Source organism: Fulvivirga sp., from assembly GCF_040220315.1.
Taxonomy (GTDB): domain Bacteria; phylum Bacteroidota; class Bacteroidia; order Cytophagales; family Cyclobacteriaceae; genus Fulvivirga.
In genome coordinates this window covers 1-18,322 of record NZ_JAVJUY010000383.1, presented here as the reverse complement: position 1 = coordinate 18,322, position 18,322 = coordinate 1, and the positions used below count along the sequence as shown (strand labels likewise).

Sequence of the window (18,322 nt, the reverse complement as noted above, 5' to 3'; positions counted from 1 at the left end):
GCATTTATAGAGCACTATCACGCGGATAAAAAAGAAGAGTTTAAGTTGGAAGGGCGCACCCTTATTGCAGAGGAAATGTTGAAGAAATTTGCTTATCAGATATTGGCACATGATAAACAATACGCACCTTTTAAAATACTTGGATTGGAAGCCAGCTCAGAAGAAGGCTATCAGCTGGAACTATCTGTAATTAGTGGAGAGAAGCTGGTAGATGTACGACTTAAAGGTATCATTGACCGCCTTGATTTAAAAGATGGTAAGGTGAGAGTGATCGATTACAAGACAGGTAAGGATGAAAAAGAATACCAGTCTATCGATGATTTTAAAAACCGTGATAAGATTTTTAAAAATAAAACTGCATTGCAGGTTTTCTACTACAGTTACTTGTATTGGAAGAAATTTGGCAATGAGCATGTAATAGAACCAGGCATCTTTAATAGTAAAGATTTATTTAATAAAGACTTTGATTGGCGCGTTCAGCAGCGCGAACCACGCAAGCAAGGCTTACCTGTCACAGACTTCCGCCCATTAGCTCAGGAGTATGAAGACTTTCTTTTAGAAACACTTACAGAAATCTACAGCACCGAAGTACCATTTGATCAGGTAGAGGATGAGAAGGTATGTGAATATTGTCCGTATAATGGGATTTGTGGGAGGGGGTAACTTCAACCAAAAATTATTATTTTTTGCAATTGATTTAGTGGATTCTAGAACTATTTTTATTCACAATAAATTTACATGTAAGGTGGAAAATATAAACTACAAAAAACTCGATGAGCGATCCTTAGAGCTGGCCATGAATGAGGCAAACTTATATTTGAAAGAAACGATAGAAACAGCTACTATACAAAATCAAAGGACAAATTATAATTGAATAATGAAAAATATAATAAAATCCATCGCTCTAATGATATTAGGGCTAAACTGTACATTTTGCTCATCTTTTAATGATTGTAATTCTTCAAATAAATATTTGGTAGGCGAAAATTTAAAATTTAAGTATAAAAAGAAAATAACAAGTAAGTATTGTATCCAAACCAAGCGATTATCTCAAAAACAGGATGAGTCAAAGCTTCAAGGATTAATATTGGGTAGAAAAAGCGGTAAAGGAATTGTTGCAAGTATTTATTTGCAAGATATTGGTAAAGGAACATTGAGTGATTCCACTGGCTATTTTGAGATACTTACAGAAAGAAGGAACTATGGTAGAGTTGAAATAAGTAGTGTAGGGTTTGATGAACTAGTTTTAAAAAATATTAACATGACTAATGTAGAAATTGACCTAACTGTGTTGTTAGGCACAACAATCATGAGATGATTTTTCACTTCTATTCAACTTCAGTTTAGCATCTATCTACCCCTGCTGGTGTCCAAAAAAAGCAGCTTTGCATTTAACCAGATTAGTGCAGCTTCAAGTAATAATCATGCGTTATTAGAGTTAGACCAACCTTACGAAGCACCTGAAAATGGGTATATAGTGGTATATTTAAGTAACGAGAGTTCTAATCTAACGGAAGTGTACTTCGATGATATGAAAGTGACCATTGAAGAGCACCCTGTAATTGAAAAGAGCGATTACTACCCCTTTGGGATGCAGATGGCAGGTGGATTCTACCGTGAGAATTCGAAGGAGAATAAGTTTAATACTTTTCAAGGACAGGAAAGAGTTAATGACCTAGATGTGAACTGGATTTCATTTAAATGGAGAAATCATGACCCGTCTATTGGTAGGTTCTTTAATGTTGACCCATTAGCTGAAGATTATTATTACAATAGCCCATATGCGTTTAGTGAGAATAAGGTTGTAGCTCATGTAGAGCTGGAGGGTTTAGAGGCAGAGAGTATAAAAGTCGATCCTGAAACAGGTAGTGTAGAAAGAGGTAGAAATTCAAGCAGAATATTTTTTGGAGCAGTTGGTAAAGTAGCAACTAGTAAAGAGACTAAAGGAGCAGTCAAAGTTGTTGCTGGTGTAACTGCAATAGCAGCCAGTGGATTTGCTGCGTCTCCATGGGTTATTGGATTAGGAGTAACGAGTGGTTCTTATACATTTGGTCAAGGAATGGATCAAATGGTAAATGGGAACAATAGCCAAGAATTGCCTTCCACTTATGGAGGATTAATGGGTTCTGAAGTTGATAGTAGAATGGGAAATGAAAATAAAGAAGCGGAGAAAACTGGAGATATATTAAGTAGTTTGATTTTAATGATTTACAATGGAAAAGAAAGTGCCTTAGATGTTATAGATATGTTATTCTCAGCTAAAGATGTTGTGGATTCTGGTAAGGATTTAGTTAATTCAACATCTCAACAAACGGATGATAATAATAATTCTTCCGATGAAGTGAGTCAAAATTCTTCGAATGACAATTCAAGTAGTCAAGAAAATGAAGATGAAGTTAATTAAATACAACTCTCAAATAAAAAATTATAAGAGTAGATTAATTGACTATCTAATAAAATATTTAAGGGTAATAATGGTCTTTCTCGGATTAGTTATTTATTTCATTTATTTAAAATCAGTTCTCGTCACTCTTTTTTGTTTCATTTTCTTTATCATATCTATAATACGTGGATGTGTTTGGAGTCGAATAGAGATAATTGAAATCAATAAATTTGATACTAAGTTGCGAATAGAATATCAAAATTATAATGAAATATTAACTTATGAGTGTGATATTCATGAATTGGATATCAAAATTTCACCACTCCTTACCAATGAAAGGTTATTTAAACTTATATTGAATTCTGGAAATAATAAAATTACACAATACCCATCAAATATTTGGTCTACAACCATAATGGAAAAACTAATTAAAGAGATCAGAAAATGAAGAAATCGAGAGTTTTATTAATTGTTGTTTGCATTATTATTGGTCTTTCATTGGCAGATATTACTGGAAGTCATTTTTTACGTAATGATCCGTTATTTGCATTAGTTTTATTTTTAGTATGTCTAATAGTTGCTTTCCTATCATATAGGTTCAATAATTAAAGTGATAATTGTAACTATACCTTCAGATTAATAAATGTTTATTGAAAACCTTCCATACCATATTAATACTGCTCATCACATCCATGCCCCTTTTTTCCCAAGAAGTAGACAGCATCACCGTTGCTAATACTGTAGCCGACTCACTCAAAGTAAACCAGTTACCTATTGATGACTCCACCCAACTAACCACCCAAGCCCAAGAGACACTTTCAAGTGAGTTAGAAACGAATATTCCAACAGATTCTACCGAGCTAGCCAACAAAGCAGAAAAAGGAGCTGTAGAGCAATTAAATAAGGAAGGAATAGAAGTAAACGGCATCCCAACGGATTCATCCCAAGTAGCAGATAAAGCTAAGTCAGTAGCTAAAGAGCAGCTTAACAAACAAGGTATACAAGTAGCAGGTATTCCTACTGATAGTGCTGCTGTAAAGAACGAAGCTAAATCGTTAGCTAAGAAAGAATTTGCTAATCAAACAGGGTTTGATGCTCCTGATATTACCATAGACTCTACTACTACCGAGCAAGTAAAAAAAGAAGCTGTTAAACGGGGAGAGGCTGCACTAAAGAACACGGATGAGTTCAAGGCGTTAGGAGCAGAAGGTAATGGCTTAGAAGGGTTAGCAATGCCTGAAGAAGCTGCTCCATTATCGGAAGAGCAATTAGGTCAGATGCAAGCAAAGAAAGAGATGAAACAAAAGATGGCAGCACATGCCAAAGACTTTATATCAGAGCATTCAGAACAGATTGGACAAGTACAAGAACAGATGAGTGACTTAAAGAAAGTCTATAGTGAAGTACCTAACTCTAATGATTTAACTACTGCTAAAAAAAGAAGCTCTTTGGAAGGAGAGCCATTAAAAAAGAGACTCACTTTCGGTGGTAACTTTAATGTAAACGGTACTGACCCATTAACCATAGATTTTAGTCCTACGCTAGGTTATAAATTAAACAAGCTATTTGAAGTGGGTATAACTGGTAGTTACAGAGCTAAGATGGGAAGTGATAATGTGAATAGCGTTGAAGATGAGCAGGTGTATGGCTATAGTGTCTATGCAAACCATAAAGTGTTTAAGAACTTCTTTGGTTATTTAGAAGGAGAGCATATGAGCAAGGTCGTTGGTAGTATTGAGGAAGGTACTAAAAGAGAGTGGTATCCAAGCCTGCTAGCAGGTATTGGTCGCTCTTTTAAAATCAGTAAATCTGTAGAAATACAGACCATTTTAACCTATAATTTCTTGCATAAGAATACAGAAGGGGTGTATGAAAATCCTGTTGTGTTTAAAACGGGGGTGAGGGTGAATAGGTAGTTGTAAAGAATAACTTCAAACTTCAAGATTACTTCAGTCATTCTTCACTCGTAATCATGATCTTAAATTATTACGTCATTCCGTAACGCAGTGGAGGAATCTTTGCCTTCAAGAAAATCAAATACCTACAACACTGAAAAAGATTTCTCCGCTATGCTACGAAATGACGATATTGTAAATAATATTGGTTACTTCACCGGATATCTAATAATAGTCTTCAAGTTCTCAGTAGCAGTTTTTCGTGGGTCCGAAATATATATTTCATGATGCTTACCGTTGATTTCTAATCCTTGTTGAGCTGCATAAGTGAAGAGCTTTTCTAAGGTTGGTCCTTCCGCATCATAACTTCCGATATGAAGTACTTGAATAGACTTACCTTCATTCAATGGTTTGAATTCTACCTCACTGATCTGCTTTGATCCTTTCTTTGCAATGGCATTTTGTATGGCCTCTTCTACATCTGCTTTTGCTACAAATTCGGGCATGGGTATCACAATATTCCAGTGCCATTCCTTTCTAGGGGTTTCTTCAAAAGGTAAATTGCCTTCCACCCACCATTGTGCTTCCATCTTTGGAACTACAAAGTCCTTATTTTGTTCCTTCAGGGAGAATTTTACACCATATGCCACAGAATAAATAGCTTCGATTGCTCCGTTAAAAATTGGCTCTTCAGGAGCCGATACACCACTAATGCTCAGGTAATTATAATTGTACACATTTACTATTTGCGGCTCATTTTTAGCCAAATAGTACGCCTTGTCAGTTTTTGTTAAGTCTAGTTTGTTCATTGCTTCGGAGTTAAATAGTTCAAAATGGTCCATAAATTTGATTTCTTCGAAGGCCGCCATAAATGGAGCCAGCTCCATCATTTGCTCTACTTTTTGAGCTGCATCACGAGCTTCTTCCAATGAATTCCACTTGACTAAATCCATAAATAGTAATTCGTCTTCGGAAGATTTGAATGTTTGATGTTCAATAATTCCGGGAAATTTCATGATGTGTTCTCGTGCCTCATTGAGCACTTCATCATAAGTGTCTTGGTATTCTCCTTTGATTCGATAGACTACCAATTCATACACGGTGGTCTCAGTTGCTGTTACTGTGAGTGTTGTCATAAGTGTTAAGATTAAAGTGATTAACTGTTTCATTTTTACTTGTTTTAAATTGATTTTAAGCAAGTAAACGGGGCGGGGTGACAACCCTATGTCAGTAGGAAAACAGAAAAATTAATTTTTTTTCAAATAATGACTTAACCCTTCTTCTAGCAGCTCAATAACGCGATTTTTAAGCTTTTCGGGGGAGTGAACAAAAGCAGACTGTCCGAATGAGATTAGCCAACGCGCAAACGATTCTAAATCTGAAGTCATAAACTTCATTTTTTCTCCATTTTCTGATTCTGAACTTTCTATATAACCCATGAAGTACCGCTGTTCCGAAATAAACCGTGCTGACTGATTATCAAAGGTGACTTCTGCTTCAGTCATAGCTGCTCCTTGAATGACACTTTCAACATAGCCTTTGTAGTCTTTATGCTTTTTAGGATCAAAGGAAGAATCTTTGATTAGCAATTTCATTATTCTATCCGATCTGAAATCTCTAAGAGCATTTCTTAATCTGCAGAAACCAATTAAGTGCCAATGTCTTGAATAATAGCATAGGCTTAGTGGCTCTACATCCCGGTTGGTAAAAGTATCGTTGTAGCTGGAGTAGTAATCAAAATTGATGATGCGCTTCTTTGAGAGTGCGTTTTGTAAATCAGTAAGAAAGTGATCTGGAAATTTACTATTGTTCGTAGGACTAGGCGAGTGCAGCACTTCGATATTGTTTTCAATACTTTCCAGATACTCTTTTTCCTCAATTTTCAGTGCTGCTCTGATTTTATACAAGGCACTATTCAAATTGGATTTAATTGATCCGTCCGTTTGTTTATCCGCTAATTTTGAAGCCATGAGAATGGCTCCTGCTTCTTCTTTATTAAATTTTACCGGAGGCAAGCTGTAGCCTTCCATAATGAAATAGCCCACACCCGCTTCTGCACCTATGGGTACGCCCGCTTCTTCCAGCGCACGAATATCTCGGTAAACAGTTCGCAGGCTTATGCCGAATCTTTCAGATATTTCAGCAGCCTTTACAACGCGCTTACTCTGTAGCTGAATTAGAATAGCTGAAAGTCGGTCAATGCGGTTCATTGCTACTACTCAAAAAAGTGTTCCTCAAATGTGATTATGCGGGTATCTCCACTTTTTAGAATTAATTTGTTGCTTTCAAGTTGATAGCTGCTGGTTTTATTTAGTGCCTCAAAAAACTCATTTTCAGCAGAATTTTGGCACATCATTTTAGTTGCAATAATTCCTGAAATAGTTAATCTTCTGTTTACACCTAGTTCAAATCTACCACTGTAGTTATTGCAGCCTCCATAACCTTGAACTTTGTTAGCTTCAGCATCAAATTTTATTGTTGGGATTTTTTCTGAAGCGATCTTAACGCCATTGATCGATACTAATTCCCAGGTTCTATTGGTGATAGAATTATCTACTTTTTGGAGTCTGTACTCCGATGCTAAATTACCAGTGATAGGCTGTCCTTCGATATCCAATTGAAACAAAGCATTTTCACCTACTTTGTACTGCTGTTCAATTACATCCAACGTAATATTGCTTCCTGTCCTATCCCAGAAGATTGCTCCATCATCTTCAACTATTTTAGAATCTTTTCCGAGGTATTGGGTTCTGAGAACATAGGTATTATCAATTTTAATTACCAGTTCAGTTTTTATCCCTTCGCAATCGGCACAGGGTAAAATGCCTTGGTATATACCCGGCCAGTCTAACGAAGTTCTGCTATTATCTGCAAGCGGAACAACTTCTGCAGTGATGGATTTCTGCTGATAAACGGGTTTGCAGCAAAGTAAAAGCGTACCTAAAAGTACGAACGCCAAATATAATTTCATGTTAGTTGGTTTTGTTCTAAGTTACCTGAAGTCAACCTAATTATTCAAAATATGGGTTTCAAAACCATCAATGCTATTCTGGTTTTTCTCCTTCCAATACTCTTTGAGCCCATTATCACCTCTTTTAATCACCCAGTCTGTAATAAGCGATCGGTCTTCCTTGTATTCCATAAGTGGCACACCAAAACCACACGAATTTTGCACCAGGTCTACATCCATAACAATGATTTGTCTGGTGCCCGGAGTTTTATCGAATAAAGAAATATACTCGTCAAATTCTTTATCCCTGGGATGGTATATTTTGGCTTGTCCATACAAACGAAGAATCAAGGGCTTGCCTTCAAAGGCACAAAACATGATAGTCATACGGTTATTTAAAGCAAGATGAGCAGCCGTTTCATTGCCACTGCCGGTAAGATTAAGCCATACGACCCTGTTTGAATTAATAACCCTGAAACTATCCACGCCTTTGGGAGATATATTCACTCGCCCACCTTTGGCCGCAGTACCCACAAAAAACATTTTTTGATCGGCTATAAATTTTTTATGATCGCTGTTGAGTTCGTTGAATTTCTTGCCCATAATCTAATTATTTAAACAGGTTCCCCGGGAAGGGGAACATAGGTGTTATCGTTTGGTACCTGAGGGAATTTTTTACTGCGCCAGTCTTGCTTGGCTTTTTCGAGCCGCTCTTTTGATGACGATACAAAATTCCAGAAAATAAACCGTTCTTCTTCAAATGGCTGACCTCCAAAAAGCAGAAGATGAGTGCCCGCCTTCATTTTAATGGCGCATTGATTATCAATTTTTGAAACCAACATGTTGCCTTCGGTTATGTGATTATCACACGCCTGAATGTCACCTTCAACAATGCAAATTCCTATTTCACCTTCCAACTGGCCGCTGATATCTAAGTCATAATCTTCTGAGCAAATTACTTCTACCATAAAAAGTTCTGAATGAACAGGCACGGGCGATTGCTTACCATAACCTTTGCCAGCAACCAATTTGAAGCTAGCCCCACCATCTTTCCAATGCGGTAAATCAGCAGCGTCAATATGATGAAATTGAGGTTCCATTTCCTCTAATTCTTTGGGTAAAGCCACCCATATTTGATAGCCATGAACGGTTCTTACCTCTCCAGTGCGATTTTGTTCTGGAGTCCGCTCTGTATGGGTAACTCCTTTGCCTGCCGTCATCCAGTTGACTGAACCGGGCTTGATTAGCTGATCGCTTCCAATGCTATCCTGATGCTGAATCTCACCTTCCAGCATATAGGTAAGGGTGGAAAGCCCTATGTGCGGGTGCTGGTCAATATCCATGTATTTACCATTACCTATTTGGGCGGGTCCCATGTGATCAATAAAAATGAATGGACCTACCATGCGTTTTTTTCTGAAAGGTATGAGTCTGCCTACTAGAAAATCGCCAATATCTCGGCTGCGCTCTTCAATAATCAGATCTGTATTCGACATAAAATTTGGTTGAGTTTAACATGGATGAAGTTAAACTTTGAATGGTGAAGAAGCAAAGTTTGAATGCGCATGCTTAGCCAAAATGACTTTGAAGTCATTGATTAGCATATAAATTCTAAATTTGCAGTTATTCAACGGAGAATTTATTGAGCCTTTATCAGTTCGAGAATATCGTCTGAATCAGAGCTGAGATACTGATTAATTCTCATGATATTGTTCAGAAGAAGCTCAGAAATATTTTTGGTAGTGAGGTTGCCAGTATTAAGATATACAATTTTAGGAGGTGTTCCGTACATAGCATTAAGATCTACAAAGTCAGAATCAAAAGTAACGACAGCGTAGTTATTTTTCTTGGCAAATTGGAAAACTTCAATATCTGAAGAGTCTTCAAGTCCAGCAAACCGTACTTGTTCGCAATTTGAAAATTGTGGAGATAGTATTTTTAATATTCTAGGTGATATGTTTTGATCGAATAAAAGGTTCACGTGAAAGTAATCAACCTTCGTTCTTTATCCGCTGCGTAGGCCAGGCAAGCATCGATCATTTCATCGGTCAGTTCCTCAAAATCAGATTTTATATCATCACGGGTCATACCATTAGACAACCAGTTTAATACATCGTAAACTGAAATTCGGGTACCCTTAATACATGGTTTTCCAAATCTCTTATCAGCCCTGATTTCCAAAAATTTTCGATAATCCATGATTAAATATACGCAAAACTTATGATTAGAGGTATGTTCATTAACAATCCACGAGTACGCACTCTTCATCTTCCATTTCAAACTCTAACGTAGCATGGTTGATTTTGAATTTGTGTAGATTATTGTGAATCTCTTTTTTGATAGGAGAGAGGTCATCCATAGATGGTTTCCCCTTCATCACTACATGAGCCGTGAGTACATTATAATCGCCATCCATGCTCCAAATGTGCAGGTCGTGTACTTCCATAACACCTTCTAGTGATAAGATGTATTTTTTAATTTCTTTGGTATTCGTGTCTTGAGGTACACCTTGCATGAGAATACCAAATACAGATTTCAGGCTTTTGAAAACATTAAACAATATGAAGAGTGAAATTCCTATCGACAGTAAAGGATCAATAATGGGCAACTCATAGAAATGCATGATGATAGCTCCTATTAAAACGGCTATCCAACCCAATACATCTTCGAGTAGGTGAAGGTAAACCACTTTTTCATTCATGGTATGGCCTTTTTTTAATCTAAAAACTGCCAGTCCATTTACGATAACACCTAAAATGGCAAGCCATATCATCCCTTCAGTATCAGGAGTTTGCGGATTGAATAGGCGGGGCACTGTTTCAGAAATTATAAAAACACTTCCTGTGAGGAGTATTAAAGCATTTACAATTGCTCCAATGAGTGAGAAACGTTTATAGCCGTAGGTATAGCTTTTATCACGTTTTTTATGAGAAAGATTATCGAAATACCATGCAGTACCGAGAGATACGCTATCACCGAAATCGTGTAAGGCATCAGCTAAAATGGCCATACTATTAGTGAAGATGCCACCAACAATTTCAATAATGGTGAACCCCAGGTTGAGAAAAAAAGCAAATTTTATATTTCCGCTATGGTAATGGTGGTGATGGCTCATCTAACTCATAACGGAATTTGAATAATATCAGTTTCTACTACATTGCTAACATTCAAATCTCTATCTGCAATTGATATTCTTAATTTCAAATCTTTGCCTCCAAATAATGGTTTAAATCCGAAGGAAGCCATTCCATATTCTATGAAGCCTGAGGTTCTTGAAGTTACAATTATCTTTATTGAACCTTCTTGAATTGTTATTGGGTATCTGTTTATGGTGGCTGTTGGAGGAATTCGAGGAAATCTGGCGTGATAATTAAGCGTTTCAAATTGTTTTCTAAAATCAAAAAGTTCAAAGTCCTCGGAATTCTTTCTGAAATAATAATTAACAAAAAGATTTGTATGAAAGTTGTTTAATTGATAATAGACAGTGTCATCCAGTTGCGTTCCATCAGATAAATAGATGTTAGGGGAATGATCCCAATATAAATATGAATATTCACTATCAAATGCCGGTAGGGTATCAATTACATCAATATTTTTTATGGTGAGCAGATCATCATAACTCTCATTTTCAAAATCTATATATTTACCAGTTTTGTTGCTGAAGTAATGCTTCCAATTAAATGGAAATTCTATATCGTTATAATTTAATCCTAGATTCATTTCCAGATCACTAAACTTGATTCTAACAATAATGGAATCTGCATCATTTGGCACATCTATAAAAGAAACCTCACTAAACTCTATCTGAGGTATTGATGTGGCAGGTTCACTATTTTCAGTGTCATTCTCATCATCACAAGAGAATAAAAAAAGAGAGAAGTAGAAGAGTAAGGCAAAATGAAATTTCATTATGAATTGATTTATAACTGTCCGCAAAGGTGCCAATTACAATAAGTTTATCGTATAAGTAGTGCCATTTTTAACTATCTCAATATAATCCACTTGTATGCCAACATCATTTCGGCTGAAGAAATCTTTAAGAATAATATCCTTATCAGAGTCTGGGCTGCCTACATATAACGTCCAGTTCACATCAGAAATACCATCAAAATATGTGATTCTAACTATATAAGTTCCATTGCGGAAGAAGTTCTCAAGCCTCACTCGTTCAAAATCAGTGGTTTCTGAAAAAGCGACATCATCTGGTCCACTATACATGAATAAGTCTAAATCCACATCAGCCGTAGACTGAACTGCCGAACCTCCAGTGCTCCATTCCAGATCTATATTGAGGCCAGTAGGGCTTTCAATCACATTATCCGGAATAGGTTCATTATCAACATTACATGAAATTGAGAAAACTGAAATCGTTATTAAAACAAGTAAGTAGTTAAATCTGGCCATTGTCTTCTTATTTATTCGAATTTAAATCAATTGTTATGGAATTAACAATTACCATGCTAAAAAGACTACAGGCCTATTTCGTTAACTTAATAGACTCAGAATTGATGCAGTAGCGCAAACCTGAGGGTTTGGGTCCATCAGGGAAGACGTGGCCAAGGTGTCCATCGCATACATTGCACATCACTTCCACGCGAGTCATTCCAAAAGACCTATCCAATTCATATTTGATAGCATTTTCTTTAATCGGGTCGGTAAAACTCGGCCAGCCCGAGGAACTTTCGAACTTAATACTGGAATCGAATAATGGTTCTCCGCAGCAAATACATTCATATTTACCTTCGTCATACACATTGCACAACTCGCCCGTAAATGCCCTTTCTGTTCCTTTTAAACGGGTAATTCGGTACTGTTCCGGGGTTAGTTGATCTTTCCATTCCTGCTCCGTTTTTTCTACTCTTCTATCCGGTACCGGAGTGCCCTTTTGAGCATATTTCATTACATCATCCCAATTCATAATTTCAATTCTAGTTATTTAAACATCTTGTCGGTGTGAATAACAAATAGTAATAGAGAATGTCTTAAAAAGCATACATACTATAGTCATTCTGACGAAGGAAGAATCTCACCCAGTTGTTAAATTCGAATTTATTTAGTGAGATCCCTCGTTTCCTCGGGATGACATACTTTTTGAGACATTCTCAATTAAACCATTACTAATCCTAGCCTTCTACCCAAGGGGCACCAGCCTTTTGAAGATCTTTTACAAGTGCGCTTAATTCGGCTTCTAACGATTTCAAATTACCTTCAACAGAATCGAGTTCTTCTGTGATAATGGCCATCGTGTTTTTATGAGTTTCTGTGGGCCCATAAGTCGAATTACTCAAACCACGATAAAGTGCAAAGATGCGCTCACCCAAATTAGGCTTCGTTTTCTCACCAATTTGCAATTTAGCTTTGTTGCCATTCACCTGAGTTTCTAAAGATTGTATGTTGGACCTTATTGTGTTATATCGTGTATCCAATTCACCAGGTTTGGTATTAGAGTTTGCGATGGATTTAGCCACTGCATTGCTTCTGGAAGTCAGATTTTCAAGACGAATGTCTACTGCAGTTTTTCTACCATAAACTGTTTCATAGTTGCGCATAAAGTCGGCAACCACTTCGGGGCTGGCACCTTTTAATGTGCCTTCTCTCAATGGAACTACATCAAACTCAACAGGCTCAGCCAGTTGTGTTGTTTTTCCATCTACCACTTTTGAAAGCGATACTTTGTACTTTCCGGGAGCTGCCAGCATTCCGGCAGGCTCATCTTCAGATGGATCTTGTCCCAACGCGATGGCCTCAGGTAGTGGGTGTCTTAAATCCCAGGCAATTCTGTGAAAGCCTAGGGTGGTATTACCTTTTATTCTTCGAATTACTTTGCCATTACTATCTTCAACAGTTAACCAAATTTGAGGCTCTAATTGATTTTCTTCTGCAAGCACATTTTCATATCCTGGGAAACTGATGTTGCTCTTAGATTTCTCTGCTTTCTTTTCACTTTCTTGCCTGGCATCTTTTTTAGACTTTAATTCTTCTTTTAAGTAGTAAGTGAATACCGCACCAAATTCCGGGTTGGGAGCTACGTAATGTGCTGCTCCTAAAGAGCCTTTGGGCTCATCAAAGCTGATGTCTGATCTGGGAATATACCACCAGGCCTTTCTTGTTGAGTATAACGCTGCCTCTTGCTGTAATTTGGCTTCAGTTACTTCACGCAGTACTGAATAATCGTCTAATACAAAGAAGCCTCTTCCAAAAGAAGCTCCAATTAAATCATTCTCTCTGCGTTGAATAGCAAGGTCTCTAAAAGAAATGGTTGGTGCACCTGCCACTTTTACCCAGTTTTTTCCACCATTAATGGTGAAATAGATACCATACTCTGTTCCTGCAAATAGCAATTGTGGATTCACATGGTCTTGAACCATTCTCCAAACCAATGTTTTGGAAGGTAAATTGCCAGTTATTGATGTCCAGGTTCTTCCTTTGTCAGTACTTTTTAACAGGTAAGGTTTGAAATCTCCATACTTGTGGTTATCGAGTGCTACGTACACAGTATTCTCATCAAACAAGTCGGCTTTAATGTCATTTACAAAGGCCGTTGAAGGAACACCTGGTAAGTTAGTCAATTCAATTTTGCGCCAGCTTTCGCCACCATTTTCAGTTACTTGAATTAGGCCATCATCTGTTCCTGCATAGATTACACCAGCTTTCTTAGGCGATTCAGCTAATGAAGTAATCGTGTTGTAATTCGACATGGCCAGGAAATCCCATGCATTATCCCAGCTTTGCTTTCTGCCCATGATAGGTAGTTCAATTCTGTTTTGATTCTTGGTTAGATCACCTGAAATGGCGGTCCATTTATCGCCTCGGTTTTCCGATTTCCAAACTCTGTAAGAAGCAAAGTAGATAGTTGAAGGTGAATGCGGGCTCACGAGAATCGGTGCATCCCAATTGAAACGTTCGTGTGGTTCATCTTTATCAGGTTGAGGTTGGATATCAATTACCTCACCCGTTTTTAAATCAATACGAGATATATTTCCTTCCTGACGTTCGCCATACATGATATTAGGATTCCCTGGTTCTGTAGCCGGTTGATGTCCGTCCCAATCTAACACAATCTCCCAATCACCATTTTGTATACCTTGAACGTTATCTGTTCTTGATGGACCACCTTGAGTGCTGTTATCTTGTGTTCCTCCATAAACATTGTAGAATGGTTCACTGTCATCAACAGCTACTTTGTAAAATTGTGTAACTGGTAAATTCTTGATAAATCGCCAGTTTTTCATGTTGTCAAACGACTCATAAATACCACCATCTGTACCAACCAATATATAGTTAGGATCACTCTTTTTGAATGCAATGGCATGGTTGTCACTATGCTTATGCTCATAATTGATTAAGTGAAAATTCTTTCCACCATCTTCCGAAACCTGTAACCTAACATCTACTAAATACAACTTTTCGAATTCGTGTGGTGAGGCATACAGTTCCTGATAATAATGTGGTCCGGTCGCGCCTGAAACAGCATCTGAACGCTTCTCCCAGGTCATTCCTTTGTCTGCAGATCGGTAAACACCACCCGTTCTTCTGTCAAGCTCAATAGCTGCGTATACGATATCAGGGTTTTGAGGGGAAATGGCCAAACCTATTTTGCCCATGTTTGAAGTAGGTAATCCATCAGTCAATTCACTCCATGTTTCTCCACCATCTGTACTTTTATGAATGCCTGAGCCTGGGCCGCCACCCATATATGCGGCTACAGTTCTGTGTCTGTCCCAAGTAGCAGCATAGAGTACATCCGGATTACGAGGGTCAATTAATAAATCCGTTGCACCTGTCCATAGCGCATCGCCTAATGTTTTTTTCCAGGTTTTACCGCCATCTGCAGTTTTGTAAACACCTCTTTCACCACCACTTTTCCATAGTGGGCCTTGTGATGCTACCCAAACGATATCAGAATTAGTAGGGTGTACGATAACTTTAGAAATATGCTCAGAGGTTTTAAGGCCCATGTTTTCCCAACTAGCACCGCCATCTTTACTGCGATACACACCATCTCCAAAACCTACATGGCGACCACCCACATTTTCTCCCGTGCCAACCCAAATAGTATGCGGGTTATTAGGATCAATGGATACACAGCCAATGGAATAAGATGATTGATCATCAAAAACCGGTGTCCAGGTTGTACCGGCATTTTCGGTTTTCCAGACTCCGCCTGAGCCTACCGCTACATACCAAATGCTTTCATTTTCCGGATGAATAGCTACATCGGCTATTCTGCCTGACATAAGGGCCGGTCCAATATTTCTAAGCTTTATTCCGGAAAACACTGAGTCTACCAGGGCAGTGCTTGAGCTATTTGTATTGGAACTCTTTTTACGTTGTGCAAAACCTGCCATTGTTGCTAGCAGCAAGGCAGTAGTAAGTAAATAAGTAATATTCTTTCTGATCATATTAATTCGATGTTTAAACAGGCATTGAAGTTACTACTTGAAACATGTTTTTGGAAATGAGAGAGAAGGTATTTTACAAGCGGCAAAAGCAGTCGATTTTTGGCTATTAACTTTTCTTAAACCATTGATCGATATCTTCCCAAAGAATGTGTTTTTCTTTTTTGAAAAAATTGAAATGGCCTATTTCCTTCATATTGAAATCCTTTGGGTTTAGAAGGAGGTACTCTTTTTCCTTACAGCCAAAAGAGTGGTAAAGTGTTTCGACTGCTTTGGGTGGCGCAAAGAGGTGATCGTCTGTCATGGCTGCAAATTTTGTTGGAGTGATTATTTGTGCATAGCGCTCCTTACCTTCCGGTATGGCACCAATGGCACCTTCGGGAGTAATACCCCATAACCGCCAATCTTTGGCTACATTTTTAGGCAGTGGCTGGTTGCCGCCATAAGCAAAGCCCGGAAGCGGACCGTTCACTTTAGTAAAAAATGGGATGATAATCTTCCAAAAAATACTTACCAAATATTTATGATACCCCTGCCAATTGGAATAGGAGAGGTTTTGCGAAGCAGCAAAGTAGGCCCGCTTTACATGGATGTTATTTTTGGCGATTGGAAACACCTGTCCGGCAATACTATGGCCAATCAGATAAATATCCCCTGAATAAGTGTTTTTTGCATAGTTAATGACAGAGTCCAAATCCAATAAGCCCCAGTTATAAAGTGAGCAACTTTCCGGATTAGATATTTGCCTGGAGCCTCCAATGCCACGGTAGTCAAATGTAATAATCTGATAGCCTTTCTCTGAAAAGTGGTGAGCAATATGTTTGTAATAACCTTGAGGTATGCCTACAGCCGGAGCAATTATTATAAGCTTATTATCCGACCCCGGAAAATACCTGGCTGCCAGATCTTCATTGTCGGTGGTCTTGATAGTGAATTTTTCGACATTCCTCATCCATTAAAAATAGAGAATACTATTTATTAATGAGTTGATAGAGTCGGTCTTTTGTTGTAATACCTATGGGGCCTTCGTAAATACCGCCATCAATACCAATATCTTCTACCTGCACCTCAATTAGGTTGGGACCATTCTTCTTTAAAATAGTAGAAGGCAAATAATAAATTCGATACTCGCTATAAGATTTACTATGCGGGAAATGACGATTGTCCCTTGTCCTGCCAATGAACTTCCCATTTACATATACTTCATCAAAATCATCAATTTTACCCAATACAAGCAAAAGTTGTTCGCCTTCCATGTCTGCCGTAAAATCAAAATTTTTGCGGTACCATGCGTAGCCATCATATCTCCTGTAGCCTTCTTTTTCCCAGAAGCCAGGCACATTAATTTTGTCCCACTCAGATTCCTCAACTGGTTTACCGCCTTTAATACTAATACTAAATTCCCAAATACCTCGTAGGTCTAATAGCATAGGTGAGCCCGAAGAAACCCGGTAGATACCAATTCGCCCATCCATAATTCCTCCACCTAATGTGGCATCAAAAACACGAACGGCTATGGTATTTTCACCTTTAAAGTTGATGAGATTTTGAGGGATAATGTATTTTCTTTCTGTGTTGTACGCACTTTGGTAATTAGGCGGCATAGAGCCTGAAAATCCTATTAATTGACCGTTGAGATATACCTCATCTGCATCATCTACATAACCCATGTTTAAAAACAGGTTTGAATTAGTGGGAAGGTTAGAACCATTAAATGTAGTACGATACCAGGCAAAGCCATCATAACCATGAAAACCCTGATTTTCCCAGGGTGAAGGCACGCGAATGGTTTCCCAATCGGAGTCATCAAACTCTTTTAAACTCCAGCTTTGCTGATCGCCTAACGCGAACTTCCAACGACCGTTGAGGTTGATCAACTGGCCATTGGAAAGTTGCGGCAGTATCACCAAACAGCTTATGAAAATTGGTGCTAGCTTCTTCAATGGTTATAATTTCTTCCAAATTAACAATATTGTTAATTCTCTGCTACAAGCTGTGAGGAATCTGTACTATCATGCTTTGCTAATCGTATGTTGTTATTGAGTTGCTCGTTCCAGTATTGTGTCCAAACAGGAAGGTCGCCATCTGTTGTAAAGTTGTAGGTGATTACTTCATCATTATTTTCAATTTCGAGCGTGTAGTTACCCTCTTTTAAATTTCTAATATCATATAATTTGGTAAACCCTTCTTCCTTTTTTGAAGTATTTATTTTGTTTTTGGAAATAAGAGTATTACCACTTTTGAATCTTACAACCACAGGTTTATTATTATGATCTGTGATCAATAGTCTTACAAAGCCTTTTTCATTATGAGGTAGTATTCGTGCAGTTACTGATGTGCTTGTTTGTGCCATTGCGCTTACGCTTGATATTAAGGCCAGGGCGATTGTTGCTAATTGAGTTTTCATAGATGTCGTTGTTTAGTTATTGATGATTACACTACAAAAGACGCAATGTGGGCCATGCCAGATGTCACAGCTTGGTAAGAGAATGTAACAAAATGTAACAAGTTGGAAATAAGATGTAAAAAGGCTGGGTTTGATCTGCTAATCAGTCAAAAATTATAGGATTAACCGACCCTAAAGCCAGACTGGGCTAGATTAGTGCTAAAACCAATAAATATGAAGAAGTTTATCTTTTTAGCTTTTGTGTTAACATTTGTTGCCTGCTTTCAAACATTTTCTCAGCCATTTTAC

19 protein-coding genes are annotated in these 18,322 nt (G+C 37.8%); 4 read left to right on the top strand and 15 right to left on the bottom strand.

The annotated features are described in order from the left end of the window. From RLO81_RS19845 to RLO81_RS19830, 4 genes are all read left to right on the top strand, one after another. Positions 1–663 (top strand): PD-(D/E)XK nuclease family protein (locus RLO81_RS19845; protein WP_350116028.1); only part of this gene is annotated, 663 nt, incomplete at its 5' end. 214 nt (positions 664–877) lie between these two features. Then, positions 878–1,318, top strand: coding sequence for a peptidase associated/transthyretin-like domain-containing protein (locus RLO81_RS19840; RefSeq protein WP_350116025.1), 441 nt, complete (start codon positions 878–880; stop codon positions 1,316–1,318). Positions 1,319–1,366: 48 nt separating this feature from the next. Then, a complete protein-coding gene (locus tag RLO81_RS19835) occupies positions 1,367–2,404 on the top strand; it encodes an RHS repeat domain-containing protein (RefSeq protein WP_350116022.1) in 1,038 nt (345 codons plus the stop codon). A gap of 629 nt (positions 2,405–3,033) precedes the next feature. Further along, positions 3,034–4,299: a hypothetical protein gene (locus RLO81_RS19830; protein ID WP_350116019.1), complete on the top strand. Its 1,266-nt coding sequence runs from the start codon at positions 3,034–3,036 to the stop codon at positions 4,297–4,299. Between the two features lie 188 nt (positions 4,300–4,487). Here RLO81_RS19830 and RLO81_RS19825 read toward each other — a convergent pair whose 3' ends face one another. From RLO81_RS19825 to RLO81_RS19755, 15 genes are all read right to left on the bottom strand, one after another. Beyond that, positions 4,488–5,447 carry a GyrI-like domain-containing protein gene (locus RLO81_RS19825; protein WP_350116016.1) on the bottom strand — a complete coding sequence of 320 codons (960 nt, stop codon included), beginning with the start codon at positions 5,445–5,447 and terminating at the stop codon, positions 4,488–4,490. Between the two features lie 78 nt (positions 5,448–5,525). After that, positions 5,526–6,488: a helix-turn-helix transcriptional regulator gene (locus RLO81_RS19820; protein ID WP_350116013.1), complete on the bottom strand. Its 963-nt coding sequence runs from the start codon at positions 6,486–6,488 to the stop codon at positions 5,526–5,528. 5 nt (positions 6,489–6,493) lie between these two features. Beyond that, positions 6,494–7,249 carry a copper resistance protein NlpE N-terminal domain-containing protein gene (locus RLO81_RS19815; protein WP_350116010.1) on the bottom strand — a complete coding sequence of 252 codons (756 nt, stop codon included), beginning with the start codon at positions 7,247–7,249 and terminating at the stop codon, positions 6,494–6,496. Positions 7,250–7,285: 36 nt separating this feature from the next. Then, positions 7,286–7,831 (bottom strand): pyridoxamine 5'-phosphate oxidase family protein, encoded by a 546-nt coding sequence (locus RLO81_RS19810; protein ID WP_350116008.1) that lies wholly within the window; start codon positions 7,829–7,831, stop codon positions 7,286–7,288. An 11-nt stretch (positions 7,832–7,842) separates the two neighbouring features. Continuing rightward, positions 7,843–8,724 (bottom strand): pirin family protein, encoded by an 882-nt coding sequence (locus RLO81_RS19805; RefSeq protein ID WP_350116005.1) that lies wholly within the window; start codon positions 8,722–8,724, stop codon positions 7,843–7,845. Between the two features lie 143 nt (positions 8,725–8,867). Then, on the bottom strand, positions 8,868–9,209 hold the full coding sequence (locus RLO81_RS19800; RefSeq protein ID WP_350116002.1) for a DUF5615 family PIN-like protein: 342 nt from the start codon (positions 9,207–9,209) through the stop codon (positions 8,868–8,870). After that, the gene (locus RLO81_RS19795) at positions 9,206–9,427 is read right to left on the bottom strand and encodes a DUF433 domain-containing protein (RefSeq protein WP_350116000.1); all 222 of its coding nucleotides are present in this window, start codon (positions 9,425–9,427) and stop codon (positions 9,206–9,208) included. The genes RLO81_RS19800 and RLO81_RS19795 overlap by 4 nt, the downstream gene beginning before the upstream one ends. Before the next feature lie 40 nt (positions 9,428–9,467). Beyond that, a complete protein-coding gene (locus RLO81_RS19790) occupies positions 9,468–10,343 on the bottom strand; it encodes a cation diffusion facilitator family transporter (RefSeq protein ID WP_350115998.1) in 876 nt (291 codons plus the stop codon). Positions 10,344–10,348: 5 nt separating this feature from the next. Further along, positions 10,349–11,137 carry a hypothetical protein gene (locus RLO81_RS19785; protein WP_350115995.1) on the bottom strand — a complete coding sequence of 263 codons (789 nt, stop codon included), beginning with the start codon at positions 11,135–11,137 and terminating at the stop codon, positions 10,349–10,351. A gap of 36 nt (positions 11,138–11,173) precedes the next feature. Next, positions 11,174–11,632 (bottom strand): hypothetical protein, encoded by a 459-nt coding sequence (locus RLO81_RS19780; protein WP_350115992.1) that lies wholly within the window; start codon positions 11,630–11,632, stop codon positions 11,174–11,176. Positions 11,633–11,705: 73 nt separating this feature from the next. Next, on the bottom strand, positions 11,706–12,146 hold the full coding sequence (msrB, locus tag RLO81_RS19775; RefSeq protein ID WP_350115989.1) for a peptide-methionine (R)-S-oxide reductase MsrB: 441 nt from the start codon (positions 12,144–12,146) through the stop codon (positions 11,706–11,708). A 205-nt stretch (positions 12,147–12,351) separates the two neighbouring features. Next, entirely contained in the window at positions 12,352–15,630 is a 3,279-nt protein-coding gene (locus RLO81_RS19770) for a VPS10 domain-containing protein (protein WP_350115986.1), read from the bottom strand. A 106-nt stretch (positions 15,631–15,736) separates the two neighbouring features. Then, on the bottom strand, positions 15,737–16,579 hold the full coding sequence (locus RLO81_RS19765) for an alpha/beta hydrolase family protein (RefSeq protein WP_350115983.1): 843 nt from the start codon (positions 16,577–16,579) through the stop codon (positions 15,737–15,739). A 19-nt stretch (positions 16,580–16,598) separates the two neighbouring features. Beyond that, positions 16,599–17,570, bottom strand: a complete 972-nt coding sequence (locus RLO81_RS19760; RefSeq protein ID WP_350115980.1) for a beta galactosidase jelly roll domain-containing protein — start codon at positions 17,568–17,570, stop codon at positions 16,599–16,601. A 32-nt stretch (positions 17,571–17,602) separates the two neighbouring features. After that, positions 17,603–18,034 (bottom strand): hypothetical protein, encoded by a 432-nt coding sequence (locus tag RLO81_RS19755; protein WP_350115977.1) that lies wholly within the window; start codon positions 18,032–18,034, stop codon positions 17,603–17,605. Positions 18,035–18,322 lie beyond the last annotated feature (288 nt).

Excerpts from the sequence above, each read along its gene's own strand:
- RLO81_RS19780 (WP_350115992.1), bottom strand. The coding sequence starts at position 11,632 with ATGGCCAGATTTAACTACTTACTTGTTTTAATAACGATTTCAGTTTTC.
- RLO81_RS19755 (WP_350115977.1), bottom strand. The coding sequence starts at position 18,034 with ATGAAAACTCAATTAGCAACAATCGCCCTGGCCTTAATATCAAGCGTA.
- RLO81_RS19765 (WP_350115983.1), bottom strand. The coding sequence starts at position 16,579 with ATGAGGAATGTCGAAAAATTCACTATCAAGACCACCGACAATGAAGAT.
- RLO81_RS19770 (WP_350115986.1), bottom strand. The coding sequence starts at position 15,630 with ATGATCAGAAAGAATATTACTTATTTACTTACTACTGCCTTGCTGCTA.
- RLO81_RS19790 (WP_350115998.1), bottom strand. The coding sequence starts at position 10,343 with ATGAGCCATCACCACCATTACCATAGCGGAAATATAAAATTTGCTTTT.
- msrB (WP_350115989.1), bottom strand. The coding sequence starts at position 12,146 with ATGAATTGGGATGATGTAATGAAATATGCTCAAAAGGGCACTCCGGTA.
- RLO81_RS19825 (WP_350116016.1), bottom strand. The coding sequence starts at position 5,447 with ATGAAACAGTTAATCACTTTAATCTTAACACTTATGACAACACTCACA.
- RLO81_RS19810 (WP_350116008.1), bottom strand. The coding sequence starts at position 7,831 with ATGGGCAAGAAATTCAACGAACTCAACAGCGATCATAAAAAATTTATA.
- RLO81_RS19805 (WP_350116005.1), bottom strand. The coding sequence starts at position 8,724 with ATGTCGAATACAGATCTGATTATTGAAGAGCGCAGCCGAGATATTGGC.
- RLO81_RS19820 (WP_350116013.1), bottom strand. The coding sequence starts at position 6,488 with ATGAACCGCATTGACCGACTTTCAGCTATTCTAATTCAGCTACAGAGT.
- RLO81_RS19795 (WP_350116000.1), bottom strand. The coding sequence starts at position 9,427 with ATGGATTATCGAAAATTTTTGGAAATCAGGGCTGATAAGAGATTTGGA.
- RLO81_RS19815 (WP_350116010.1), bottom strand. The coding sequence starts at position 7,249 with ATGAAATTATATTTGGCGTTCGTACTTTTAGGTACGCTTTTACTTTGC.
- RLO81_RS19785 (WP_350115995.1), bottom strand. The coding sequence starts at position 11,137 with ATGAAATTTCATTTTGCCTTACTCTTCTACTTCTCTCTTTTTTTATTC.
- RLO81_RS19840 (WP_350116025.1), top strand. The coding sequence starts at position 878 with ATGAAAAATATAATAAAATCCATCGCTCTAATGATATTAGGGCTAAAC.